Raw genomic sequence first — 24706 nt, 5'->3', positions numbered from 1 at the left:
AGACGGAAGGTAAAACGACTGCGCGCCGCACCCCCGGGCATGCCAGGCTGGAGCCGTGATCCCGTCTAAGAGGCGCGCCCCCGAGGGGGTGCCGCCGACACTCGCCACGCTGGCGGCGTGGAGCTGGCGGCTGCTTCTGGTGGGAGCGGCGATCTACGTGCTGGCGATGATCATCGGCAGGATCAGTTTCGTGGTCCTGCCGGTGGCCGTCGCGCTGCTGCTCGCCGCGCTGCTGTATCCGCTCACCAGGCGGCTGCGGGAGGCCGGGCTGCGGCCGATCTACGCGACGTGGATCACGATGCTGCTCGGCCTCGCCGTGATCGTGGGCATCGGCATCCTCATCGGCACCCGGGCGAACGAGGAGTTCCCCCGGCTGGTCGCGCAGATCCAGCTCACCGCGCGCAACCTGCAGAACTGGCTGCTGCACGGCCCCCTTCACCTGAAGGAGGCCCAGATCGCCGACATCGTCGACCAGCTGAGCCGGCAGGTCAACGAGCAGCGCAGCCAGATCACCAGCACCCTGCTGACCGGCGCCACCGCCTTCGTCGAGGTCCTGGCCTCGATCGTCCTGCTGCTTTTCGTGACGTTCTTCCTGCTCAAGGACGGTGACCGCATCTGGGCCTGGTTCCTGCGCGGCTTCGGCCAGGCCGCGCCCCGGGTCGACAGGGCCGGCCGGGCCGCCTGGGTGACGATCTCCCACTACGTGCACGGCACGGTGGCCGTCGCGGCCATCCACGGCATCGTGATCGGCATCGTGCTCGCCGGGATGCGGGTGCCGCTGTGGGCCCCGCTCGCCGTGCTCATCTTCTTCGCGAGCTTCATCCCGATCGTCGGCATCCTCTTCGCGGGCGCGATCGCGACGCTCGTGACCTTCGGCTCGCAGGGGTGGGTCTACGCCCTGGTGTTCGTGGGCATCCTCGTGGTCGAGCAGCAGCTGGAGAACCACGTGCTCCAGCCGCTGATCGTCGGCCGCGCGCTGGCCTTCCACCCGCTGGCGATCATCCTCGTCCTGGCCGTCGGCGGCGTGCTCGGCGGCATCGCCGGGGCGGCCGTGGCCGTGCCGCTCACTGCGGTCATCTACCGCGCGCTCCCGGAGCTGCGCTCGGACCGGCCCGCCATCGAGCCGTCGGGGAACAGGGGAGACGCGGGCCCGCCGGACGGTCCTCCGGGGCCCGGCGTGCCCTCTCTGGAGCCCGCCCCGGAGCCGCCCCCGGAGCCCGGGCACGCCCGTTCCGCGGCCGAGAGGGGCGGGGAGGCGGAGGAGGACGGGCCCACGGGGACGGCGCCGCCGTCCTCCGGCGCGGGAGAGGCGGTCTCGCCCCAGCGCAACGGGTAGGGTCTTGCCTCATGAGCAGCCCTGTGCCGAACGCCACATCGCCGGCGGGAACCGAGGCCGCCGCGTGAGCGTCGAGATCCTGATCCACCGGCTCGATCCGGGCCTGCCGCTTCCCGCGTACGCGCACCCCGGCGACGCCGGGGCCGACCTGTACGCGGCGGAGGACGTCGAACTGCTGCCCGGGGAGCGGGCCGTCGTGCGAACCGGCGTCGCGATCGCGCTGCCGGACGGCTACGCGGCGTTCGTGCATCCGCGTTCGGGCCTCGCCGCCCGGCACGGCGTCACACTGGTGAACGCGCCCGGCACGGTCGACGCCGGCTACCGGGGCGAGATCAAGGTCACGATGATCAACACCGACGCCAAGGACGCCGTACGGCTCCGGAGGGGCGACCGGATCGCCCAGCTCGTCGTCCAGCGGGTGGAGCGTGCGGCGTTCTACGAGGTGGACCGGTTGCCCGGCTCCGTACGGGGCACGAACGGGTTCGGCTCGACGGGGAGCTGACGACCCCGGGCACGGGCACACCCGGCACGGGCAAAATACGAGGAGAGTGAGCGAAGTGTTTCGACGCCGGCGACGCGCGGAGGAGGAGACCGCACCGGCCGTCCGGGAGGCCAGCCCCGCCCCGGCGCGGACGACGGGCCCCTGGGACGCGGCGGACGACTACCCGGAGGCCGAACGGGTCGACCTGGGAGGCCTGCGCCTGCCCGTCGACCCCCGGTTCGAGATCCAGCTCAGGGTGGACGGCGACCAGATCACCGGGGTGATCGTCCTGCTGGGTGAGAGCCTGCTGCAGGTCCAGGCGGTCGCCGCGCCCAAGCGGAACGGCATCTGGGACGAGATGCGGGCCGACGCCGTCCGGGACGTCACCGCCGCGGGCGGGGCCCTGGAGGAGCGGGACGGGCCCTTCGGCCCCGAGCTCGCAGGCCGGGCCCCCGCGCAGGGCCAGACGGAGCCGCAGCCGGTGCGTTTCCTCGGCGTGGACGGCCCCCGCTGGTTCCTGCAGGCCGTCATCAGCGGCCCGGCGGCGGCCGGCGGGGAGGCCGGCGACATCCTGGAGGACGTGGTCCGCGGCATCGTGGTGGTCCGCGGCGACGAGCCGATGCCGCCCCGGGAGGTGATCCCGCTGCGTCTTCCGGCGGACCGGCAGCCCGCCGACGAGCAGGCGCCCGGCCGGGAGGAGCTGCGGCCGTTCGAGCGCGGCCCGGAGATCAGCGAGATCCGCTGAGCGGCGGCGCGTCCGGCCCGACGGGCCTCACCCGCGGGCCGGGTGCCCGGCGCGCCGCGACCTCGCCCGCGGGCCGTTGGCGAATCGGGGGCAAGCCCTGCCCCTGCCGTCCTTCTGACGGGTCGGCGTTCTCACGTATGCTGCGGGGAGGCATGGCCCGGGAACGGACACCCGGGGTGGAGCCAGACGATGGGTCCCCCCGCGGGGACAGCGAGCGAGGAAGCCGGGTGAGCGACCGATGGACACGCCGGAGCCTGCCAGACGAGGCGGACTGCGGGGTCTCCTGCGGCGGCTGACCACCAGCCAGGCCGAGCTGGAGGCCGCCGAGCTCCGGGAGGACCTGGAGCAGGAGGGGGCCACGCCCATCGCGCGGTGCGGTGAGCGCCAGCGATCGTGCGTGGCGGGCACGCTGCGCACCGTCACCCTCCGCCCGCGCGGCGGCGCGCCCGCGCTGGAGGCCGAGCTGTACGACGGGTCGGACGTGATCGACCTCGTCTGGCTGGGCCGCCGCAGGATCGCCGGGATCGAGCCCGGCCGGGTGGTGCGGGCCGAAGGACTGATCAGCGTCCAGGACGGCCGTAAGGTCATGTTCAACCCCCGCTACGAGCTGCGCCCGGCTGGTGGCCCTTGATCTCTCAGGAGACCGTATGAGCACAGCGGACATGACGGCCCCCGCGGCGCACGCCACCGTTGAGGCGGCCGTTCGTGCCCAGATGAGCAAGGCGCTGGGCGGCAAGCGGGGGATCGTCGAGGCGGCCGTGCCCACGATCGCCTTCACCGGCACGTGGATGGCCACGCAGGACCTGAAGACCTCGCTGATCGTCGGCATCGCCTCGGCGGTGGCGCTCCTGCTGGTGCGGATCGCGCAGCGGACCACGCCGCAGTTCGTGCTCAACAGCCTGGTGGGCATCGGGATCGGCGCGTTCTTCGCCGCCCGCACCGGCGACGCGAAGGACGTCTTCCTGCCCGGGATCCTCTACAACGGGGCCTACGCGGCCGGCATGCTGCTGTCGATCGTGGTCCGCTGGCCGATCGTGGGCTTCCTGATCGGCTCGGTGACCGGCGACCCGACGGCCTGGCACAACGAGCCCGCCCTGGTGCGGCTGTGCGCGCGGCTGACGTGGCTCCTCATGCTGCCCTGCCTGCTGCGCGTGGTGGTGCAGCTGCCGCTCTACCTGGCCGACCACGTGACCGCGCTCGGCATCAGCAAGATCGCTTTGGGCTGGCCGCTCCAGGTGGCCGGGCTGGCGGCGATGGTGTGGGTGCTCGCCCGCGGCCGCACGCCGATCGAGCCCCCCGCCCAGCCGTCCGTCTGACCCTCTCCGCCGGTACGGCCCGCGCGCCCCGGCGTTTCCCGGTCCGGGGCGGCGGGCGCCGTACGGTCAGGGGCGCTCGTGGGCCGACAGCAGTTCGGTGAGCTCCTGCTCGACCTCCTGGCTGGCGACGAACAGCAGCTCGTCGCCGGCCTCCAGCGGGTCGTCGGCCGAGGGGACCAGCACCCGGCCCTCCCGCAGGATCGCGACCAGGGCGGAGTCCACCGGCCAGGGGACCGAGCCGGTCCGCTGGCCCACCACCGGCGCGTCGTCGGCGAGGGTGAGCTCCACCAGGTTGGCCTGGCCCTGCCGGAAGGTCATCAGGCGGACCAGGTCGCCGACGCTGACCGCCTCCTCGACCAGGGCCGACAGCAGGCGCGGGGTGGAGACGGCGACGTCCACGCCCCACGACTCGTTGAACAGCCACTCGTTCTTCGGGTGGTTGACGCGGGCGACCACCCGGGGCACGCCGTACTCGGTCTTGGCGAGCAGCGAGACCACGAGATTGACCTTGTCGTCGCCGGAGGCGGCGATGACCACCTGGCAGCTGTTCAGCCCGGCCTCGTCCAGCGAGGAGATCTCGCAGGCGTCGGCCAGCAGCCACTCGGCCCGGGGCACGCTGTCGATCTTGATGGCGCGGGGGTCGATGTCGATGAGCAGGACCTCGTGGCCGTTCTCCAGAAGCTCCACCGCGATGGAGCGGCCGACGGCTCCGGCGCCGGCGATGGTGACGCGCATCAGTGCTCCTCGTCGGACGGCGCGGCGGACAGCACCTTGTTGACCCGGTCCATGTCGTTCTCGGCGGCGACCAGGTGGAGGATGTCCCCTTCCTGGACGACGGTCGCGTCCCTGGGCACGAGCGCCTCGCCCATCCGGTTGACGAAGGCCACCCGTGCGCCGGTGGCGTCCTCGATCACCCTGGCCCGGGTGCCGATCCAGCCCTGGTGGAAGGCCACCTCGGCGAGGACGACCGTACCCGTCGGGTCGCGCCACAGGGGCTCGGCGCCCTCGGGCAGCACCCGGCGCAGGATCTGGTCGGCGGTCCAGCGGACCGTGGCGACGGTGGGGATGCCGAGCCGCTGGTAGACCTCGGCCCGGCGGGGGTCGTAGATGCGGGCGACCACGTTGTCCACGCCGAACATCTCGCGCGCGACCCGCGCCGAGATGATGTTGGAGTTGTCGCCGCTGCTCACGGCGACGAAGGCGGCGGCCGAGGCGATGCCCGCCTCTTCGAGGACGTCGCGGTCGAAGCCGATGCCGGTGACCCTGCGGCCCCGGAACCCGGCCCGCAGCCGCCGGAAGGCCTGCGGGTCGCGGTCGATGACCGCCACCGAATGGCCGTTGTCCTCAAGGATGTGGGCCAGGGTCGAGCCGACCCGCCCGCATCCCATGATCACGATATGCATGCTCCCCCGCCGTGGGTTTTGTGGCGGACTCCTATTGGAGACAGTATGTCGCCCTTACCGCCACCGCATGACTCGGGCACCGGGCGGGGGCACTAGGCTCAACAGACGTGTCCAAGGTGCCAGATCTTGTCAAGCGGCTCCTCGTGGGGCGTGCTCTGCGCAGCACCGCGCTCCACCACCAGCTGCTGCCCAAGCGTGTGGCGCTGCCGGTCTTCGCGAGCGACGCGCTGTCCTCGGTCGCGTACGCGCCGCAGGAGATCCTGGTCATCCTGTCGCTCGCCGGGGTCGGTCTCTACGCCATCAGCCCGTGGGTCGCGGCGGCGGTCGTCCTCGTCATGCTCGTCGTGGTCGCGTCCTACCGGCAGAACGTGCACGCCTACCCCAGTGGCGGCGGCGACTACGAGGTGGCCACGACGAACCTCGGCCCCACGGCCGGGCTGACGGTCGCGAGCGCCCTTCTCGTCGACTACGTGCTGACCGTGGCGGTGTCGGTCGCCAACGGCGCCGACTACGTGGGCGCGACGATCCCGTTCGTCGCCGAGCACCGCCCGCTGGTGGCGATCGCCATCGTCGTGCTCCTGACGATCATGAACCTGCGCGGCATCCGGGAGTCGGGCGTCGCGTTCGCCGTGCCCACCTACGCCTTCATGGCCGCGGTCATCGGCATGATCCTCTGGGGCCTGTTCCGTCTTCTCGTGCTGGGACAGGAACTGCGCGCCCCGACGGCGAACTACCGGCTCCTCGCCGAGCAGACGAACATCGCCGGGTTCGCGCTGGCGTTCCTGGTGCTGCGCGCCTTCTCCTCCGGCTGCGCCGCGCTGACCGGCGTCGAGGCGATCAGCAACGGCGTCCCGGCCTTCCGCAAGCCCAAGAGCAAGAACGCCGCGACGACGCTGCTCATGATGGGCCTCATCGCGGTCACGATGTTCGGCGGGATCATCTTCCTCGGCCTCGCCTCCGGGGTGAAGGTGACCGACCCGGCCACCGTGGCCAGGGACCTCATCATCGACGGGCACCCCGCCGGGCCCGGCTACTACCAGCAGCCGATCATCGCGCAGGTCGCCTCCGCCGTCTTCGGCGGCGGCTCGGCCCTGTTCGTCGTCATCGCCGCGGTGACCGCGCTGATCCTCTTCCTGGCGGCCAACACCGCGTTCAACGGCTTCCCCGTGCTGGGGTCGATCCTCGCCCAGGACCGCTACCTGCCGCGGCAGCTTCACACCCGCGGCGACCGCCTCGCCTTCAGCAACGGCATCGTCATCCTCGCGGCCGGGGCCTGCCTGCTCATCTGGGCGTTCGACGCCGACGTCAGCAAGCTGCTCAACCTCTACATCGTCGGCGTGTTCGTCTCGTTCACCCTCAGCCAGATCGGGATGGTCCGGCACTGGACCCGGCACCTGAGGACCGAGAGCGACGCGAAGGCCCGCTTCCGCATGATGCGCGCCCGTGTGATCAACGGCGTCGGCGCGGTCATGACCGGGCTGGTGCTCGTCGTCGTGCTGGCGACCAAGTTCACCCACGGCGCGTACATCGTCTGTCTCGCGATGCCGCTGCTCTTCCTGATGATGAAGGGCATCAGGCGGCACTACGACCGGGTCGCCGCGGAGCTCGCCGCGCCGGAGGAGAGCGAGGTCGACGAGTCGATGCTGCCCGCACGCAACCACGCGGTCGTCCTCGTCTCCAAGATCCACAAGCCCACGCTCCGGGCTCTCGCGTACGCCAGGGCGACCCGCCCGTCGAGCATCGAGGCCGTGTCCGTCAGCGTGGACGCCGGCGAGGCGAACAAGCTCAAGGACGAGTGGGACCGGCGGGGCATCGGGGTGCCGCTGAAGATCCTCGACTCGCCGTACCGCGAGATCACCGGCCCTGTGCTGGAGTACGTCAAGTCGCTGCGCCGCAGGTCGCCGCGCGACGTCGTCACCGTCTACATCCCGGAGTACGTGGTCGGCCGCTGGTGGGAGCACCTGCTGCACAACCAGAGCGCGCTGCGGCTCAAGGGCCGGCTGCTCTTCAAGCCCGGCGTGATGGTCACGAGCGTGCCGTGGCAGCTCGCCTCCTCCGACCGGCTCAGGCGCCGCAGGGAGCCGTCCGCCCCCGGGGCATCCCGCCGTTCCTACCAGCAGCCGTCGAAGGACGCGCAGGTCGGGACATGACCGATACGAAAGGGGCCGGCCTGATGAACGGGAACGGCAGCACGGCGCCGGAGGAGTCCGGAGGGGCGATCCCCGCGCGGCTCGAACTGACCGTGGGCGCGGTCGCCCACGGTGGCTGGTGCGTGGCCAGGCACGAGGGCCGGGTCGTGTTCGTCCGGCACGCGCTGCCGGGCGAGCGGGTCGTGGCCGAGGTCACCGAGGAGACCACCCGGTTCCTGCGGGCCGACGCGGTCGAGATCCTGGAGGCCTCACCGGACCGGGTCACGCCGCCCTGCCCGTTCGCCGGCCCCGGCCGGTGCGGCGGGTGCGACTGGCAGCACGCGTCGCTGGAGGCGCAGCGCCGGCTCAAGGCCGACGTCGTCGCCGAGCAGTTGCGGCGCCTGGCCGGGCTGGACCACAAGGTCGTGGTCGAGGAGGTGCCGGGGGCGCCCGGCGGCCTCGGCTGGCGCACCCGCGTGCAGTTCGCCGTCGACCGGGACGGATCGGCCGGGCTGCGCAGGCACCGGTCGCACGAGATCGAGCACATCACCGGCTGCCTCATCGCCCATCCCGCCGTCGAGGAGGCCGGGGCCGAACGGCTCGCCTGGCCCGGAGCCTCCTCGGTCGAGGTGGTGGCGGCCTCCGGCGGGGACCGGGCCGTGATCGTCGAGCCCCTGCCGCACCGCCGGGCGACGATCCCGGACGTGGACGCCGCGGTCCTCCTCGACGAGGGCAGGCGGGGGACCCGCGCGCTGCGCGGCCGGGCCTCGCTGACCGAGCGGGTGGGGGAGCGGGACTACCGGGTCACCGCGAGCGGGTTCTGGCAGGTCCACCCCGGCGCGGCGGCCACGCTGCTCGGCGCGGTGCTCGACCTCGGCCGCCCCGAGCCGGGGGAGTGGGCCCTCGACCTCTACTGCGGCGCCGGTCTGTTCGCCGCCGGTCTCGCCGAGGCGGTCGGCCCGGAGGGCGCCGTGCTCGGCGTCGAGTCGGACCCGCAGGCCGTCCAGGACGCCCGGATCAATCTGCGCGACCTGCCGCAGGCGCAGGTCGAGCGGGGGAAGGTCGAGGAGGCCCTCGACCGGCTCGGGATCGAGCGGGCCGACCTGGTGGTCGCCGACCCGCCCCGCGCGGGGCTCGGCCGCCCGGTCGTCGACCGCGTCGCGCACCTGGAGGCCCCGCGCGTCGTCTACGTCTCGTGCGACCCCGCCACCCTGGCGCGGGACATCGCCTGGTTCGCCCCGTACGGCTACCGCCTGGAGGACCTGCGGGCCTTCGACCAGTATCCGATGACCCACCACGTCGAGTGCGTGGCCCTGCTCGTCAGGGACTGATCCCGCACCGCCTCACGGGCCCGGGCGGCCCATGCCCCCGAGCAGGAGGTCGGTCAGCCTCCCGACCGCCACGGCCGCGCTCTCGGGCGAACCGGCGCGGAAGGAGGAGATGGCCCTCAGGCCGATCCGCACGTCCTCGACCGACAGCCCGGGACGGACGCCGCCCGCGCTCCGGGCGCGCTCGACGAGCTGCTCGAGCCCTCGGGCCTGGGCGCGGCGCTGCCCGGCGAAGGCGGCGCCCGCGGGGTGGGAACCGTGCAGCGCCTCGTTCAACCCGCGGAGCCGCACCTGGTGTTCGGCGAACCGGCGGACGGTTCCGCGCAGCGCGCGCCAGGGGTCGGGGTCGTCCAGGGCCGCACGCATCTGCGCACGGCACGCCGTCACCTGCTCGGCGAGCACGGCGCGGACGAGGTCCTGTCGTGACGGGAAGTGCCGGTAGACGGTCGCGACGCCCAGGCCGGCACGCCGTGCGATCTCGTGCACGGGCAGGTCGAGCCCGTCCGCGGCGAAGGCGGCACGGGCGACTGTCAGCATGTGCCGCCGGTTGCGCTCCGCGTCCGTCCGTGGTTTCCGAGTCAATGTCGTCCGTGCCCCTCTCACTTCCGGCGATCCGAGACAGCCGCTCCCGTTTGCCCGCCTACGGTGGTCGACGGCCAATCGGAGACAGCCGGATAGGTAGACATGGTGCCAAATGCGGAAATGCGCGCAGTGCGGTTCGACCGGTTCGGTCCCCCCGAGGTTCTCACCGTCGGGGGATCTCCCGAACCTCACGCGGGTCCCGGCGAGGTGCGCATCGCGGTGAGGGCCGCCGGGGTCTCACCGGTCGACCTCGCGCTGCGCGCCGGCACGTCGCCGTCGAGCGGACGACTTCCCCTGCCGCACATCCCCGGAGTCGACGCCGCCGGGGTGATCGACGAGGTGGGCGCGGACATCACCGGGTTCGCCGCCGGGGACGAGGTCTTCGGCGCCGTCGACGTCTCACGACTCGGCGGCGCCGCCGCCGAGTTCGCCGTGCTGGCGTTCTGGGCCGCGAAGCCGCCCTCGATGTCCTGGGAGGAGGCCGGCGCCGCCGGCACGAGCGTCGAGACCGCCACCCGGGCGCTCGACAGACTCGGCGTGCGCGCGGGCACGACGCTGCTGGTCGACGGCGCCTCCGGCGGCGTCGGCAGCGTCGCCGTCCAACTGGCGGCCGCCCGCGGCGCCCGTGTGATCGGCACGGGCCGTCCGGACAGCCACACCTTCATCGCCGCGCTCGGCGCGGTCCCGGTCGCCTACGGGCCCGGGCTGGCCGAGCGCGTCCGGCCACTCGTGGCCGGAGGGATCGATCTCGCGCTGGACGTCGCCGGGGCCGGCTCGCTCCGCGAACTCGTCACGATCACCGGTGCGCCGGAGTCGGTCCTCACCATCGCGGACTTCAGCGGCCCGCGGCTCGGGGTCGGCGTCTCCCGCGGTGAGCTCGGCGGGGAGCCGGACGGGCGGCACGGCCTCCCCCTCGCGGCCGCGCTGTCGGCGGAGGGGCGCTTCCGCGTTCCCGTGCGGGCGGTGTTCCCCATGGACCGGGCGGCCGAGGCGCACGCGGCCGCCGCGCGAGGGCCACGACGGGGCAAGGTCGTCCTCGTGGCTCCTCCCGCTCACGGCTCGGGGCGGCCGGCCCTCGAGCGAGCCGAGGACGCGGGGGCGGGGATAATGGACGGATGAAATTGAGGATCTTCACCGAGCCGCAGCAGGGCGCGACCTACGACGACCTGCTCCGGGTGGCGCAGACGGCCGAACGCCTCGGGTTCGACGCCTTCTTCCGGTCTGACCACTATCTGCGGATGGGGGACGGCGACCCGGGGCCCGGTCCCACCGACGCCTGGATCACCCTGGCCGGGCTCGCCAGGGAGACCTCGCGCATCCGGCTGGGCACGCTGGTGACCGCCGGGACGTTCCGGCTGCCCGGCCCGCTGGCGATCAGCGTCGCCCAGGTGGACCAGATGAGCGGCGGGCGCGTCGAGCTGGGCCTCGGCACCGGCTGGTTCGAGGAGGAGCACACGGCGTACGGCATCCCGTTCCCTCCGCTGGGTGAGCGGTTCGAGCGCTTCGAGGAGCAGCTGGAGATCGTCACCGGGCTGTGGGCGGCGGCGAAGCCGTTCTCCTTCGACGGCGCGCACTACCGGCTGGTGGACTCGCCCGGCCTGCCGAAGCCGGCGCAGCGGCCCAGGCCGCCTCTCATCGTCGGCGGCGGGGGCGCCAAGCGGACCCCGCGGCTGGTCGCGCGGTTCGCCGACGAATACAACGTGCCGTTCCTCCTGCCAGAGGACACGGCCGCCGCCTTCGACCGGGTCAGGGCGGCCTGCGAGGAGGCGGGGCGGGAGACCGTCCTGCTGTCGGCGGCGCAGATCGCCTGCGTGGGCCGGGACGAGGCGGAAATCGCCCAGCGGGCCGCCGCCGTCGGCCGGGAGGTCGACGAGTTGCGGGTCAGCGGCCTGGCCGGCACCCCGCAGGAGGTCGTCGACAAGATCGGCCGGTTCGCCGAGATGGGCGCGGAGCGGCTCTACCTCCAGATCCTCGATCTGGACGACCTGGAGCACCTGGAACTGATCGCCGCCGAGGTGCTGCCGCACGTGTAAAAGCCGGTAGCCGGTGAAAGGGGGCATCCGGCACACTTTGCCGGGTGCTCCTGACGATCACGACGACCCTGCGCCCCGCGACGGACCTCGGTTATCTCCTGCACAAGCATCCCGGCCGGGTGCAGGAGTTCGGGCAGTCGTTCGGCACCGCGCGGGTCTTCTACCCCGAGGCGGACGGGGACCGGTGCACGGCGGCGCTGCTGCTGGAGGTCGACCCCGTCCGGCTGGCCCGCTCCCGGGGCTCGTCCTCGCCCGACTTCTCGCTGAGCCAGTACGTCAACGACCGGCCGTACGCCGCGTCGTCGCTGCTGGCGTCGGCGCTCGCCGACGTGTTCCGCACGGCGCGGACCGGGCGGTGCGCCTCCCGGCAGGACCTCGCCGACTCGGCGATCCCGCTGGAGATCACCCTGCCCGCGCTGCCGTGCCGGGGAGGGGCCGATCTCGCGCACCGGCTGTTCGCGCCACTGGGCTGGGAGGTCGGCGCCGAGGCCGTGCCGCTGGACCCCGGCTTCCCCGAGTGGGGCGACTCCCGGTACGTGCGGCTCGCGCTGCGCGGGAACGTGCGCCTGGCCGACGCGCTCAACCACCTGTACGTCCTGCTCCCGGTGCTCGACGACGCCAAGCACTACTGGCTGGCGGGCGACGAGGTCGACAAGCTCGTCCGCGCGGGGGAGGGCTGGCTGGCCGGCCATCCGGACAAGGGGCTGATCACGCGCCGCTACCTCGGCCGGAGGTGGGCGCTCACCCGCACCGCCTTCGCCCGTCTCGCCGAGCTCGGCGACGACGTGGAGGAGAGCCTGGACCCGCCGGTGGAGGAGGAGCCGGGCGTCGAGACCCCCGCCTCCGCCGCACCCGACGGCGAAGCCGGGCAGGCCGAGCCCGATATCGCCGAGCCCGGCGGTGCCGGGCCCGGCCACGCGCCCGACGCCGGCCCGCGCCCGGACGACGAGCCTGCCCCCGGTGAGGAGCGGGTGCCGCTGAACACGCTGCGCAGGGAGGCCGTCGTGGCGGTGCTGGAGGAGGTCGGCGCCCGCACCGTGCTCGACCTCGGCTGCGGCTCGGGGCAACTGCTGTCGGCGCTGCTGGCCAAGCCGGCCTTCGCCAAGGTGGCCGGCATGGACGTGTCGGCCCGCGCGCTCGCGCTGGCCAAGCGCCGCCTGCGCGCCGACCGGATGCCGGACGCCAAGCGGGCGAGGCTTGAGCTGTTCCAGGGCTCGCTGACGTACACCGACGCGCGCCTGGCCGGGTACGACGCCGCGGTGCTGATGGAGGTCGTCGAGCACGTGGACCCGCCGCGGCTGCCCGCCCTCGAACGGGTGGTCTTCGGCACCGCCAGGCCGTCCCACGTGATCGTGACGACGCCGAACGTGGAGCACAACGTGCGGTACGAGTTCCTCGCGGGGGACCGGCGGCACCCCGACCACCGGTTCGAGTGGACCCGCGCGGAGTTCGCGCGGTGGGTCGAGGGCGTCTGCGCGGCGTACGGATACACGGCCGATCTGCGGCCGGTCGGCGAGGACGACCCCGAAGTGGGCCCGCCGACCCAGATGGCGGTCTTCGGCAGCAAGGAGGAGCGGCCGTGACGGAAGTCAGCGTTCCGGAGTCGTCGCTGGTGGTGCTGGTGGGCGTGTCCGGCAGCGGCAAGTCGACGTTCGCCGCCCGGCACTTCGCACCCACCCAGGTCATCTCCTCCGACTTCTGCCGCGGTCTCGTCTCCGACGACGAGAACGACCAGACGGCGACGTCCGAGGCGTTCGACCTGCTTCATCACATCGTGGGCGTCCGCCTGCGGCGCGGCCTGCTCACGGTGGTCGACGCGACCAACGTGCAGTGGGAGGCCCGCAAGAAGCTGATCGAGCTGGCCAGGGCGCACGACGTGCTCGCCGACGCGATCGTGCTGGACGTGCCCGAGGAGGTGGCCCGCGCCCGCAACGCGGCCCGCCCCGACCGGGCCTTCGGGCCGCACGTCATCACGCGGCAGAGCAGGGAGCTGCGCCGGTCGCTCGGGAAGATCTCCAGGGACGGCTTCCGCCGGGTGCACGTCCTGCGCGGCGACGAGATCGGCGACGTGACCGTCACGTACGAGAAGGCGTGGACCGACAGGACCCACCTCACCGGGCCGTTCGACATCATCGGCGACGTGCACGGCTGCCGGGCGGAGCTGGAGTCGCTGCTGACCGCGCTCGGCTGGGAGGTCGGGCCGGAAGGCGCCGTCCACCCCGAGGGCCGTACGGCGGTCTTCGTCGGCGACCTCGTCGACCGCGGCCCGGACACGCCCGGGGTGCTGCGGCTGGTCATGGGCATGGTCGCGGCGGGCACCGCGCTGTGCGTGTGCGGCAACCACGAGCAGAAGCTGGTGCGGGCCCTGGACGGCCGCAAGGTGCGGGTCGCGCACGGACTGGAGCGGTCGCTGGAGCAGCTCGACGCCGAGCCCGCGGAGTTCCGCGCGGCCGCCCGCACCTTCATGGACGGTTTGATCAGCCACTACCGCCTCGACGGGGGCAGGCTGGTCGTCGCGCACGCCGGGCTCAAGGAGGCCTTCCACGGGCGGGCCTCCGCACGGGTGCGGTCGTTCGCCCTGTACGGCGAGACGACCGGGGAGACCGACGAGTACGGCCTGCCGGTGCGCTACCCCTGGGCGGACGACTACCGGGGACGCGCGACGGTCGTCTACGGCCACACCCCGGTGCCCGAGCCGGAGTGGGTCAACAACACGATCTGCCTCGACACCGGCGCCGTCTTCGGCGGGCGGCTGACCGCACTGCGCTACCCGGAGAGGGAACTGGTGTCCGTTCCGGCCGAGAAGGTCTGGTACGAGCCCGTGCGCCCGCTCACCGCGCGGACGCCCGCCCGCGACCCGGGCGTGCTCGACATCGGCGACGTGGACGGCACCCGTTTCGTGGAGACGCGGTTCGGCGGCCGGATCAGGATCGCGGAGGAGAACTCCCGCGCCGCGCTGGAGATCATGAGCCGGTTCGCCGTGGACCCGCGGTGGCTGGTCTACCTTCCGCCGACCATGGCGCCGCCGGAGACCTCCGCCCTGGACGGTTACCTGGAGCACCCGGCGGAGGCGTTCGAGGAGTTCGCCCGCGCGGGCGTCTCCCGGGTCGTGTGCGAGGAGAAGCACATGGGCTCCCGGGCGATCGCCGTGCTGGCGCGGACCCCGGAGGCGGCGGCGCGCCGCTTCGGCGTCGCCGACGGCACGGCGGGCAGCGTCTACACCCGCACCGGCAGGCCCTTCTTCGACGCGCGCATGCCGGAGCTGGTGGACCGGCTGCGCGAGGCGTGCGCGCCGCTGTGGGAGGCGCTGGAGACCGACTGGGTGGCGCTCGACTGCGAGCTGCTGCCCTGGTCGGCCAAGGCCGAGGGGCTGATCCGCGACCAGTACGCCTCGGTGGGGGCGGCCGCGCGGGCGTCGCTGCCCGCGGCGGTCGCGATGCTTGAGACGGCGGCGGAACGTGGCCTGGATGTAGGCGCTCTGCTCGACCGCACCCGCCGCCGCGCTCACAACGCTGCCCTGTTCCGCGACGCCTATGCGCGTTACTGCTGGCCGGTCTCGGGTCTCGACGGCGTACGGCTCGCACCGTTCCAGATCCTCGCCTGCGAGGGCAGGGCGACGGCGGTGGACGAGCCGCACGAGTGGCACCTGAAAACCCTCGGCCTGATCGACTCCTCGCTCGTCACCGCGACCCGCCACCGGTTCGTCGACCTCGGCGTACCGGAGGAGCGCGAGGCGGCCGTGGCGTGGTGGACGGACCTGACCGAGACCGGGGGCGAGGGCATGGTGGTCAAGCCCGCCTCGTTCACCCCCGTTCCGGTGGCCCGGGTGTCTTCGGGCGGGGTCCGGGAGGCCGGCGCGCCGGACGCGCCGCGGCCGGTGAGGGCGCAGCCGGGCGTGAAGGTGCGCGGCCGGGAGTACCTGCGGATCATCTACGGCCCCGACTACACCGAGTCGCTCGATCTGCTGCGCCGCAGGTTCACCGGCAGGAAGCGCTCGCTGGCGCTGCGGGAGCACGCGCTCGGGCTGGAGGCGCTGGCGCGCCTCGCGGAGGGGGAGCCGCTCTGGCGGATCCACGAGGCGGTCTTCGCCGTGCTCGCCCTCGAGTCGGAGCCGGTCGACCCCCGTCTGTGAGACCGGACAGCCCCGGGTACGGCCTTCCGCGCACGCGGCGGGAGCCGTACCCGGGGGCCGGGTTCAGCGGGACAGAGCTCAGCCGGCGCACGACGTGCAGGGGACGACGGGCTGGATGACCGCGCCGAGGTAGCCGTCGGCGGCGGGGCTCAGTCCGTGAAGCGGGCCAGGAACAGCCCGAGTCTGAGCTCGTGGTGCTCGCGCGGCAGCCGCCCGCCGCGCATGAGGGTCACCAGGCCGTGCAGGGCCGCCCAGAAGGTCTCGGTCAGCGCGCCCAGGCTGTCGCCGCCCGAGTAGGGGCGGACGGCCTCGGCCAGCTCGCCGAAGGCCGCCTGCAGGGCGGGCGGCGCCTCGGGGGTGGCGAACGGCAGCGGGACGATCTGGCTGAACATCACGTCGTAGAGGGCCGGGTGCCGGTCGGCGAAGGCCATGTAGGCCGCGCTGACGCCGGCGATGGCGCGGCGCGCGTCCGGCGCCGCGGTCCTGGCCGCGCGCAGGTCCACGGCCAGGTCGGCGCAGCCCTCCACGGCGACGGCCGCCATGATCGCTTCCTTGCCCTTGAAGTGGCTGTAGAGCACCGGCTGGCTGTACTCGACGCGCTCGGCCAGCCGCCGGGTCGTGACCGCTTCCCAGCCCTCGGCCTCGGCCAGCTCCCGGGCCGCCGCGATGATCAGCTTCTCCCGCTGAGCGCGCTCACGCTCCCTGCGTGACTGGATCGACATGCCTGGAACCCTAGCAGTGCTAGCGTTTAGGGCAACGCTCTGCTAGCGTCATTATTATTCCTAGCGCTGCTAGTTCTCGGGAGAGACATGCTTACCCCCATCGCGTACGGCCTCGCCGTCGTCCTCAACCTGTTCGTCCTGTTCATTGGAGCCCGTTTCCTGCTCGCGCCCCACGCGGCGGCCGCCGGCTACGGGATCCCGGCCAAGAAGGACGGCGACGTCGCCTACCTGACGATCAAGGGCCTGCGTGACGGGGGCTACGGTCTGCTGGGCCTGGCCCTGCTGGCCGGCGCCGGCGCCCGCGCCGAGGCCTGGTACATGCTGATCGTCGCTCTGTTGCCCCTGGGCGACACCCTGATCGTGCTGCGCAACGGCGGCACCCGGGCGGTCGCCTTCGGCGTTCACTTCGCGACCGCCGTGATCGTGCTCATCAGTGCCGGCCTGCTCTTCGCCGTCTGACCCACCGCAGCACTTTGTTGAAGGACTCCCAATGTCGCTGACCGTCCCCATCACCACGCCGGCTCCGCCGAGCTTTTCTACCTGCTCGACGGCTGCGCCCAGCTTCTGACCGGGGAGCGACCAGGAGCGGGCGGCACTAGCATCGCGGCATGGCCCCCACCAAGGCCGACCTCGAGGCGGCCAGGAACGCGACGATCGAAGACGTGCTCGGTCCCGGCCTCGACGTGCTGTTCTGCGGGATCAACCCAAGCCTCTACTCGGCCGCGACCGGTCACCACTTCGCGCGGCCGGGCAACCGGTTCTGGCCCGCCCTGCACCTGTCCGGTCTCGTGCCGCGCAGGCTCGCGCCGTCCGAGCAGCACCTGCTCCCGTCCTACGGGCTGGGCATCACCAACATCGCGGCCCGGGCGACCGCCCGGGCCGACGAGCTGGCCCTGGAGGAGCTCCGCGTGGGCGGTGAGCGGCTCGCGCGGCTGGTGGCGGAGGTCCGCCCCCGCGTCCTGGCGATAGCGGGGGTGTCGGCCTATCGGGTCGCCTTCGCGCGCCCCGCCGCCCGGATCGGCCCGCAGGAGGAGACGATCGGCGGGACGGCGCTGTGGGTGCTGCCCAACCCCAGTGGGCTGAACGCCCACTGGAGGCTGGAGGCCATCGCGGCCGAGATGGCCCGCCTGCGCCCGCCGCAGGCCTGACGGGATCGACCGCGGAGGTCAGGGACGGCCCGCTCCCGGGTCCTCCCCCGCGTGCGTGCCGGGCGCCCCAGGACGTAGCCGCCGTCTCGGCCGCCCATTTCGCACGGACCGCCGCACGCTCGCCATCCTGCGCACGGTGCTGGAGGAGCACCAGCGGGACGGGGCCTGAGCCCTGTCCCGCCGGCTGGGACGGGCGAGTCTCAGGGGTGGCCGGGGTGGGAGAGGATGCGCCAGGGCGAGGGAGGCGGCAGGGGCGCCACCTCACGGTCGTGGAAGGCCACCATGTCCTCCGCCTCCGCGTACAGCTCGGAGATGATCTCGGCGCACTCGTCGATCACACCGGCGTCGGTGATCCGCCGGCCGCCCACGTGCGCCCCCATATCGTCGTAGAGGACCTCGTACATCAGGCCCGGGCCCAGGATGAGCAGCTCGGGCAGCGGCGCGTGCTCCTCCAGATGCCGCACCGCCCGGGCGTGCAGCGCCCGCGCCCGCTCGCCCGCCCGGGTGCGGGCCGCGAGCAGGATGACCTCCCACTGCAGGTACGGCGTCGGCGGTGTCTCCACGATCCGCAGGCGGCGTAGCTCCGCCCGGGGCGGGAGGTCGTCGGCGAAGCGCATCTCGCCCATCAGCGCGAGTGCCCGGTCCCAGTCTCCGCTCACCATCGCGACCCAGCTCGGCGTGTCGGGCTCGTGGAAGTGCTGGGCGCGTTCCAGCTTCCACACCACTCCCTCCACCTCGCGCAGGTGCTCGTAGAGCTCGGTCCGGTACTCCGCCGCGTGGAGGACTTCTCCCGCGACCTTTCTGACGTGCTCGAACGCTTCTCCGGGCATGGGGCCTCCTCGGCCGAAGCCGAATCGTGGTCGGAGCGCGCCCGGCCCCGGCCCGGATCGAGGAACGTGGCGCGCGTCGGTGCTTACCGCGGACGTGTGGCGCGTGTCAGTTCCCCGTCGAGTTGCTGCACACGCTCGTCTCCGCGGCGTCCAGCAACCTGATCCTGATCTGCCTCGTCCCCGCCGTTCGCTCGGTCTGCGGCACCACCTCGGGTTCCGGCTCGGCTGTCTGCATCTCACCCTCCGTTCATCGGGGTGGCCGCAAACTCTCCCCCGAGGGCGACATGTCGATCGTTGGCCTCCGCCGATGCCGGGTCAAGGCCCAATTCGTGATCGGTGCGGCCGGTGCCGGTGCCGCGCGAGGCGGAGGACCGTCGTCACCAGCCACGCCAGGAACAGCAGCTTGGCGACCAGGAACAGCGGCCAGGCGTGCCCGGAGACGAACGCGACCACGAGGACCACCGCGGCCACGATCGGCAGGACCGGCGGCCCGACCCTCGGACGCCTCGCGCCCGCCCAGTGCGCCGCGTGGGGCGCCCCCCAGGCCGCCGCGTACGGCCCCCAGGCGGCGGGGTGGCCGTAGCCGTGGTGGCCGTGACGGTGGTGGTGCTGCCAGGGGTACGGCGGTCCCGGCGGGGGAGCCGCCGCCCGGAAGCCGGGGAGGAGGTCGGATGTCACCCGCCGCAGGTCCTCCTCCGTACGGGCGGCGAGGGTGGTGTCGAGGCGCTCGTCGAGTTCCTCCTGGGTGATGCGGCCCTGCGCGAACGCGTCGTGCAGGATCCGCATCACCTCGTCGCGCTCCCTGTCGCCGATACGCAGGGCCCCGGCGGGAGGCCGGCCGGCCCCGCCGCGGGTGTCGTCGGGGAAGCCCATGATCACTCCTCGGCGGGGTCGCCGTCGGCGAGAATCCGGTAGAGCTGCCGCCGGGTCTCGGTCAGGACCTGCCGCGCCTGCCTGATCTGCCCGTCGCTGCCCGACTGGGCGATCTGGAACAGCGCCGACGCCGCCTGCCTGGACAGGCCGAACAGCTCGTGGACGTCGTCCCCGATGTCCGGCGTCATCTCCTCCCAGGGCGCGCGGACCTCGCTCTCGTGCTGCGCGACGTACTCCCGGCCCGCCTCGGTGAGCTGGAACGTCTTGCGCCCGTCGGTCTCGTCGGCGCGGACCAGGCCCTCGTCGCTGAGCTGCTGGAGCGCGGGGTACACCGCGCCCGGGCTGGGCTTCCAGCCGCCCTGGCTGCGCTCGGCGATCTCCTGGATGATCTGGTAGCCGTTGCGCGGCTCCTCCGCGAGCAGGGCGAGGATCGCCGCCCGCACGTCACCGCGCTTGGCCTTGCGGGGCCGCCCGAAACCCCGGCCGCCGAACGGGAAGTTCCCGCCCGCCCACGGCCCGAACGGGCCGCCGGGGCCGCCCGGACCGAAACCGCCCCACTGGCCGCGCCCCCGCATGCCGCCCCTGTGCCGGTGCTCGTGCGGACCTGCCTGCTGATGCTCCTGGTGCCACATGGCCGCCTCCTTCATGTTCGCGTACGCCCGGCGCAGGGCGCCCCGCAGATGGCGGCGCATCTCGTCGCGGAGCGCCTCCCGGGCGTCCCGGGCGTCCCGGGCGTCCCGGGCGTCCCGGGCGTCGTGGTGGTCGTGGCCGGCCCAGGGCCCGCCGAACGTGTGTGCCTGGCTCATCGCGTGTCCCTTCTTCCCGATCCGTTCTCGATGCTTCAACGATATATCGAGATTGTTCTCCCGGTGCGCGCCAGGGAAGAGTGATGTAGCTCACCGGAACTTTTTCCGGTTGCCGGGAACACCGCCCGAGACCGTAGCGTTATCTGGCACAGGCGGGATCGTTCTGCTCTGGGAGGGCTGGGGGGTGCTCTTGGAGCGGGACGATCCCGCACCCTTTTTCGGCGGATCGCGCCGCCGCCCTCTCTGACGTCGAACGGCCGCCGGATTGACGACGGGAGCCCCGACACAGGCCCGGCCTCGTGGGCGCTTCGCGGATTTTGTCGGTGCTTTGCCGTACAGTCTCAAGGCGTGATCTTGACATGATGGGGCACTCGCACGCCCTCAGCGGGGCGGCGGTGTGGCTCGCGGTCGCGCCGGCCCTGGTGGCGCTGCCGGGCGCGGTGGGCCATGTGGAGCTGGCGACGCTGACGGGCCCGATCCTGACTCCGCCGGAGCTGGTCGCGGGGGCGGTGGTCTGCGCGGGCGCGGCCATGCTGCCCGACCTCGACCATCCCAGCGCCACGATCGCCCAGACGTTCGGCCCGGCGACCTACCTGCTGAGCAAGGGCGTCAACTTCGTGAGCGGCGGGCACCGGCACGCGACGCACTCGCTGCTGTTCAGCATCGTGATGGGGGTGGGCGCGCACCTGCTCGGCGACCGCTACGCCGTGGGCCGCGACATCCTGGTCGTCCTGATGATCGGCCTGGCGCTGCGCGCCGTGGGGCTCGGCGTACCCGGCAAGACGCTCACCTCCGCGGTGGTGAACGTCGGGATGACCGCCGCGCTGTTCTTGACGTTCATGGTGCTCGGGGTCACCTACTCCTGGCTGGGGATCGCCATCGGGATCGGCTGCCTCGTGCATGTGATCGGCGACTGCCTGACCGAGCGCGGCTGTCCCGTCTTATGGCCGATCAAGGGGCGCTGGCTCCTGCCGTACGACATCGGCATCAAGACCGGCAGGGCGTTCGAGAAGCAGTTCCTCGGCCCGGCCCTGTCGATCGTGGTGATCGCGCTGCTCTGCCTGCGGCTGATGCCCGCCTGAGGGAGGGTCGCCGGCCTGCCTGAGAGGCGCGGCCCGGACGCCTACCTACAAGTAACTTGATGTCGAGATATCGGGAGAGATATCTTGATGTCGAGACATCCTCGCGCCGCACAGGTAAGGGCGACCTGATTGTCAGGAGTGTTCCCTCGGTGCGGGAGGATGCATAGCGAACTTGTGGAACAAGCCCGGAACCTGGGGAGGCGAACTTCGTGTCCGCGAACAGCTTCGGCAGCCGTGACACGCTGCGCGTCGGCGACGCGTCATACGAGATCTACCGGCTGGACGCCGTCGAGGGGTCGGCGCGCCTCCCGTACAGCCTGAAGATCCTGCTGGAGAACCTGCTGCGCACCGAGGACGGCGCGAACATCACCGCCGACCACATCCGCGCCCTCGCCGGGTGGGACCCGAACGCCACGCCCAGCGTGGAGATCCAGTTCACCCCCGCCCGCGTGATCATGCAGGACTTCACCGGCGTCCCGTGCGTGGTGGACCTCGCCACCATGCGTGAGGCCGTCCGCGACCTGGGCGGGGACCCCGCCAAGATCAACCCGCTGGCCCCCGCCGAGATGGTCATCGACCACTCGGTCATCGTGGACTACTTCGGCCACCCCGACTCCTTCCAGCGCAACGTCGACCGGGAGTACGAGCGCAACCGCGAGCGCTACCAGTTCCTGCGCTGGGGCCAGACGGCCTTCGACGAGTTCAAGGTCGTCCCGCCGGGCACCGGGATCGTCCACCAGGTCAACATCGAGCATCTGGCCCGGGTCGTCATGATCCGCGACGGCCGGGCGTACCCCGACACCTGTGTGGGCACCGACTCGCACACCACGATGGAGAACGGCATCGGCGTCCTCGGCTGGGGCGTCGGCGGCATCGAGGCCGAGGCCGCGATGCTCGGCCAGCCGATCTCCATGCTGATCCCCCGGGTGGTCGGGTTCAAGCTGACCGGCAAGCTGCCCGCCGGCGCCACCGCGACCGACCTCGTGCTCACGATCACCGAGATGCTGCGGGGGCACGGTGTCGTCGGCAAGTTCGTCGAGTTCTACGGCGAGGGCGTCAGCAGCGTGCCGCTGGCCAACCGCGCCACGATCGGCAACATGAGCCCGGAGTTCGGCTCCACCTGCGCCATCTTCCCGATCGACGGCCAGACGACCGACTACCTCACGCTGACCGGCCGCTCGCCGGAGCAGGTCGCGCTGGTCGAGGCGTACGCCAAGGAGCAGGGCCTGTGGCTCGACCCCTCGGCCCCCGAGCCCGTCTTCAGTGAGTACATCGAGCTCGACCTGTCGACCGTCGTCCCGTCGATCGCCGGGCCGAAGCGCCCGCAGGACCGCATCCCGCTGGCGGACGCCAAGTCGGCCTGGCGCGCGGCGGTGCGCACCTACGTCGCCGACGACAGCGTCGAGGGTCCCGCCGACGAGGCGTCGGCCGAGTCCTTCCCCGCCTCCGACTCCCCGGCGATCTCCCGTTCGGGGGCCGGTGACGTGCCGCACGCGGTGCGGCGGAACGGCGAGCGGCCGAACCGCCCGACGACGGTCACGCCGGCGGAGGGCGCCCCGTTCGAGATCGACCACGGCGTGGTCACGATTGCGGCGATCACCTCCTGCACCAACACGTCCAACCCGTACGTCATGCTCGGCGCGGCCCTGCTCGCCAGGAACGCCGTGGACAAGGGCCTGGCCCGCAAGCCGTGGGTGAAGACCTCCCTCGCCCCGGGCAGCCAGGTCGTCACCGGCTACTTCGAGCGGTCCGGCCTCCAGCCGTACCTCGACAAGCTGGGCTTCAACCTGGTCGGCTACGGCTGCACCACCTGCATCGGCAACTCCGGCCCGCTGGACCCGGAGATCTCCGAGGCGATCCAGGAGAACGACCTCGCGGTCACCGCCGTGCTGTCGGGCAACCGCAACTTCGAGGGGCGCATCAACCCCGACGTCAAGATGAACTACCTGGCCTCGCCGCCGCTGGTCGTGGCGTACGCGCTGGCCGGGACCATGGACATCGACCTGAACAACGAACCGCTCGGCGTCGGCGCCGACGGGCAGCCGGTCTTCCTCAAGGACATCTGGCCCGCGCCCGAGGAGGTCGCGGCCGTGGTGTCCGAGTCGATCGGCCAGGACATGTTCCTGCGCGACTACGCGGACGTGTTCAAGGGTGACGAGCACTGGCGGTCGCTGCCGATCCCGACCGGTGACACCTTCGAGTGGGACGCCGACTCGACGTACGTCCGCAAGGCGCCGTACTTCGACGGCATGCCCGCCAAGCCCGAGCCGGTGACGGACATCAGGGGCGCCCGGGTCCTCGCCAAGCTGGGCGACTCGGTCACGACCGACCACATCTCGCCCGCCGGTTCGATCAAGGCCGACACCCCGGCCGGTCGTTACCTGCGCGAGCACGGCGTCGAGGTCAGGGACTTCAACTCCTACGGCTCCCGCCGGGGCAACCACGAGGTGATGATCCGCGGCACCTTCGCCAACATCCGGCTGCGCAACCTGCTGCTGGACGGCGTGGAGGGCGGCTACACCCGCGACTTCACCAAGGGCGGGGAGCAGGCGTTCATCTACGACGCCTCGCAGAACTACCAGGCCGCCGGCATCCCGCTGGTCGTCCTGGCCGGCAAGGAGTACGGCTCGGGCTCGTCGCGCGACTGGGCGGCCAAGGGCACCGCGCTGCTCGGCGTCCGCGCCGTCATCGCCGAGTCGTACGAGCGCATCCACCGGTCGAACCTGATCGGCATGGGCGTGCTGCCGCTGCAGTTCCCCGAGGGCGAGACGGCGCAGTCGCTCGGCCTGACCGGCGAGGAGACCTTCGACATCACCGGTGTCGAGGAGCTCAACGCCGGCGCGACCCCCGCTACCGTGACCGTGCGGGCCGGGGACGTCGAGTTCCAGGCGGTGGTCCGGATCGACACCCCGGGAGAGGCCGACTACTACCGCCACGGCGGCATCATGCAGTACGTCCTGCGCTCCCTGCTCGCCAGGAGCTGACCCGCGTCCGCGTCGGACCTGACGTCGTCCTGGGCGGGATTCAGTCCCGCCCAGGACGACGCCCTCGCCCTACAACATGTCGGCGACCCAGTCGGTGATCTCCGCCATCACCTCGGGCGGAACGAATCCGATCTTTGTGCCGAGTCGTTCGGGCGAGAGCGCACGTAGCTGTTCGACCATCGCCCAACTCGTCTTTGGCAGCCCCGTCTCCTCAGGCGCTATCTCGATGTGCGTGTCCCAGTCGCGGAATCGTGTGGTCAACGGGACGGCAAGCACGGGGTCTCGTACAAGCCTGTTGAAGATGTCGTTGCTGACGACGACGGCGGGCCGGTCGTACCCTTGCTCGCGGCCGATCGGCTCACCGAGGCTGGCCCACCAGATGTCGCCTTGCCTAACCCTCATCCCTCTCCTTGGACTCGTGGGGGAGATCCTCGGGCAGATCGAGCAGACCTTCCCACTCGGGGGCGATGCGAGTGCGGTTTGACGACGGCCCGAGCCACAGTTCGCGCTCCGCGACGTACTCCGCCCAGCTTTCGGGGTCTTCCCTCCGAGTCCGCTCTATCTGTCCTGCGACACGCTGCCAGCGGAGCTTCTTCCTGTGCTCTCTCACGGCGTCCTCGACCAATGCGGTCATGCTCTTGCCTTCCTGCTCCGAGAGTCGCGCTATCAGGTCCCTGGTCTCGACACTGACCCGGATCGTCGTGTGGCGTGGCTCGCTGCTCATACTGCGAGGCTACGATCCTGTCTACAAAAGGGTCTACAGAAAGTGCTATGCG

Annotated in this window: 24 protein-coding genes and 1 pseudogene; 15 read left to right on the top strand and 10 right to left on the bottom strand. The window is 72.3% G+C overall.

The genetic code is table 11. The features are described from left to right. Nucleotides 1-55: 55 nt before the first annotated feature. From F5972_RS06200 to F5972_RS06180, 5 genes are all read left to right on the top strand, one after another. On the top strand, nt 56-1336 hold the full coding sequence (locus F5972_RS06200) for an AI-2E family transporter (protein WP_225311205.1): 1281 nt from the start codon (nt 56-58) through the stop codon (nt 1334-1336). A 64-nt stretch (nt 1337-1400) separates the two neighbouring features. Continuing rightward, entirely contained in the window at nt 1401-1838 is a 438-nt protein-coding gene (gene dut / locus F5972_RS06195) for a dUTP diphosphatase (RefSeq protein WP_150931957.1), read from the top strand. 46 nt (nt 1839-1884) lie between these two features. Next, nucleotides 1885-2562 carry a DUF3710 domain-containing protein gene (locus tag F5972_RS06190; RefSeq protein WP_225311204.1) on the top strand — a complete coding sequence of 226 codons (678 nt, stop codon included), beginning with the start codon at nt 1885-1887 and terminating at the stop codon, nt 2560-2562. Between the two features lie 238 nt (nt 2563-2800). Next, nucleotides 2801-3193 (top strand): OB-fold nucleic acid binding domain-containing protein, encoded by a 393-nt coding sequence (locus F5972_RS06185; protein WP_150931955.1) that lies wholly within the window; start codon nt 2801-2803, stop codon nt 3191-3193. A gap of 16 nt (nt 3194-3209) precedes the next feature. Next, nucleotides 3210-3878, top strand: a complete 669-nt coding sequence (locus F5972_RS06180) for a DUF3159 domain-containing protein (RefSeq protein ID WP_150931953.1) — start codon at nt 3210-3212, stop codon at nt 3876-3878. Between the two features lie 66 nt (nt 3879-3944). Here F5972_RS06180 and F5972_RS06175 read toward each other — a convergent pair whose 3' ends face one another. Together F5972_RS06175 and F5972_RS06170 are read right to left on the bottom strand one after the other, a co-directional pair. Further along, nucleotides 3945-4613, bottom strand: coding sequence for a potassium channel family protein (locus F5972_RS06175; protein WP_150931951.1), 669 nt, complete (start codon nt 4611-4613; stop codon nt 3945-3947). Then, a complete protein-coding gene (locus F5972_RS06170; RefSeq protein WP_150931949.1) occupies nt 4613-5281 on the bottom strand; it encodes a potassium channel family protein in 669 nt (222 codons plus the stop codon). Before F5972_RS06170 ends, F5972_RS06175 begins: the two co-directional genes overlap by 1 nt. Before the next feature lie 107 nt (nt 5282-5388). On the opposite strand from F5972_RS06170, the gene F5972_RS06165 reads away from it, so the two are divergent. Then, nucleotides 5389-7431 (top strand): APC family permease, encoded by a 2043-nt coding sequence (locus F5972_RS06165; RefSeq protein ID WP_150931947.1) that lies wholly within the window; start codon nt 5389-5391, stop codon nt 7429-7431. Between the two features lie 23 nt (nt 7432-7454). Further along, nucleotides 7455-8741 (top strand): class I SAM-dependent RNA methyltransferase, encoded by a 1287-nt coding sequence (locus F5972_RS06160; RefSeq protein ID WP_150932609.1) that lies wholly within the window; start codon nt 7455-7457, stop codon nt 8739-8741. A gap of 12 nt (nt 8742-8753) precedes the next feature. Here the strand turns inward: F5972_RS06160 and F5972_RS06155 are convergent, their stop codons facing one another. Next, on the bottom strand, nt 8754-9275 hold the full coding sequence (locus F5972_RS06155; RefSeq protein WP_150931945.1) for a TetR/AcrR family transcriptional regulator: 522 nt from the start codon (nt 9273-9275) through the stop codon (nt 8754-8756). Nucleotides 9276-9440: 165 nt separating this feature from the next. Here F5972_RS06155 and F5972_RS06150 point away from each other — a divergent pair. The 4 genes and pseudogenes from F5972_RS06150 to F5972_RS06135 form a co-directional block, all read left to right on the top strand. Continuing rightward, a pseudogene (locus F5972_RS06150) lies at nt 9441-10364 on the top strand (NADP-dependent oxidoreductase); the annotation flags it as partial. 71 nt (nt 10365-10435) lie between these two features. Next, nucleotides 10436-11353, top strand: coding sequence for an LLM class F420-dependent oxidoreductase (locus F5972_RS06145; RefSeq protein ID WP_150931941.1), 918 nt, complete (start codon nt 10436-10438; stop codon nt 11351-11353). A 44-nt stretch (nt 11354-11397) separates the two neighbouring features. Continuing rightward, nucleotides 11398-12936, top strand: coding sequence for a 3' terminal RNA ribose 2'-O-methyltransferase Hen1 (locus F5972_RS06140; RefSeq protein WP_150931939.1), 1539 nt, complete (start codon nt 11398-11400; stop codon nt 12934-12936). Beyond that, complete coding sequence (locus tag F5972_RS06135; protein WP_150931938.1) at nt 12933-15485, top strand: polynucleotide kinase-phosphatase; 2553 nt, start codon at nt 12933-12935, stop codon at nt 15483-15485. Before F5972_RS06140 ends, F5972_RS06135 begins: the two co-directional genes overlap by 4 nt. A 149-nt stretch (nt 15486-15634) precedes the next feature. Here the strand turns inward: F5972_RS06135 and F5972_RS06130 are convergent, their stop codons facing one another. Further along, complete coding sequence (locus tag F5972_RS06130; RefSeq protein WP_150931936.1) at nt 15635-16207, bottom strand: TetR/AcrR family transcriptional regulator; 573 nt, start codon at nt 16205-16207, stop codon at nt 15635-15637. 87 nt (nt 16208-16294) lie between these two features. Here F5972_RS06130 and F5972_RS06125 point away from each other — a divergent pair, with 87 nt between their 5' ends. Further along, the gene (locus F5972_RS06125; RefSeq protein ID WP_150931934.1) at nt 16295-16666 is read left to right on the top strand and encodes a DUF4267 domain-containing protein; all 372 of its coding nucleotides are present in this window, start codon (nt 16295-16297) and stop codon (nt 16664-16666) included. A 149-nt stretch (nt 16667-16815) separates the two neighbouring features. Further along, nucleotides 16816-17355 carry a G/U mismatch-specific DNA glycosylase gene (mug, locus tag F5972_RS06120; RefSeq protein ID WP_150931932.1) on the top strand — a complete coding sequence of 180 codons (540 nt, stop codon included), beginning with the start codon at nt 16816-16818 and terminating at the stop codon, nt 17353-17355. A gap of 200 nt (nt 17356-17555) precedes the next feature. On the opposite strand, the gene F5972_RS06115 is transcribed toward mug, so the two are convergent. The 4 genes from F5972_RS06115 to F5972_RS06105 all read right to left on the bottom strand — a co-directional run bounded on the left by F5972_RS06115 (nt 17556) and on the right by F5972_RS06105 (nt 19864). Then, on the bottom strand, nt 17556-18185 hold the full coding sequence (locus tag F5972_RS06115; protein ID WP_150931930.1) for a DUF6879 family protein: 630 nt from the start codon (nt 18183-18185) through the stop codon (nt 17556-17558). Between the two features lie 106 nt (nt 18186-18291). After that, nucleotides 18292-18420 carry a hypothetical protein gene (locus F5972_RS38750; RefSeq protein ID WP_263641801.1) on the bottom strand — a complete coding sequence of 43 codons (129 nt, stop codon included), beginning with the start codon at nt 18418-18420 and terminating at the stop codon, nt 18292-18294. 80 nt (nt 18421-18500) lie between these two features. Continuing rightward, a complete protein-coding gene (locus F5972_RS06110) occupies nt 18501-19058 on the bottom strand; it encodes a DUF1707 SHOCT-like domain-containing protein (RefSeq protein ID WP_150931928.1) in 558 nt (185 codons plus the stop codon). A gap of 2 nt (nt 19059-19060) precedes the next feature. Beyond that, nucleotides 19061-19864: a PadR family transcriptional regulator gene (locus F5972_RS06105; protein WP_150931926.1), complete on the bottom strand. Its 804-nt coding sequence runs from the start codon at nt 19862-19864 to the stop codon at nt 19061-19063. 359 nt (nt 19865-20223) lie between these two features. On the opposite strand from F5972_RS06105, the gene F5972_RS06100 reads away from it, so the two are divergent. Both F5972_RS06100 and F5972_RS06095 read left to right on the top strand, forming a co-directional pair. Beyond that, nucleotides 20224-20946 carry a metal-dependent hydrolase gene (locus F5972_RS06100; RefSeq protein ID WP_150931924.1) on the top strand — a complete coding sequence of 241 codons (723 nt, stop codon included), beginning with the start codon at nt 20224-20226 and terminating at the stop codon, nt 20944-20946. Between the two features lie 209 nt (nt 20947-21155). Then, entirely contained in the window at nt 21156-23930 is a 2775-nt protein-coding gene (locus tag F5972_RS06095) for an aconitate hydratase (RefSeq protein ID WP_150931922.1), read from the top strand. Between the two features lie 69 nt (nt 23931-23999). Here F5972_RS06095 and F5972_RS06090 read toward each other — a convergent pair whose 3' ends face one another. Both F5972_RS06090 and F5972_RS06085 read right to left on the bottom strand, forming a co-directional pair. After that, nucleotides 24000-24332, bottom strand: a complete 333-nt coding sequence (locus tag F5972_RS06090) for a type II toxin-antitoxin system PemK/MazF family toxin (protein WP_150931920.1) — start codon at nt 24330-24332, stop codon at nt 24000-24002. After that, on the bottom strand, nt 24322-24654 hold the full coding sequence (locus F5972_RS06085; protein WP_150931918.1) for a ribbon-helix-helix protein, CopG family: 333 nt from the start codon (nt 24652-24654) through the stop codon (nt 24322-24324). The genes F5972_RS06090 and F5972_RS06085 overlap by 11 nt, the downstream gene beginning before the upstream one ends. Between the last annotated feature and the right edge of the window lie 52 nt (nt 24655-24706).

Origin of the sequence: Microbispora cellulosiformans, assembly GCF_008728085.1 — a bacterium.
In the GTDB taxonomy this organism is placed as follows: domain Bacteria; phylum Actinomycetota; class Actinomycetes; order Streptosporangiales; family Streptosporangiaceae; genus Microbispora; species Microbispora amethystogenes.
Note: the sequence above shows the minus strand (reverse complement) of the source record. Positions and strands in the feature narration are given on the sequence as shown.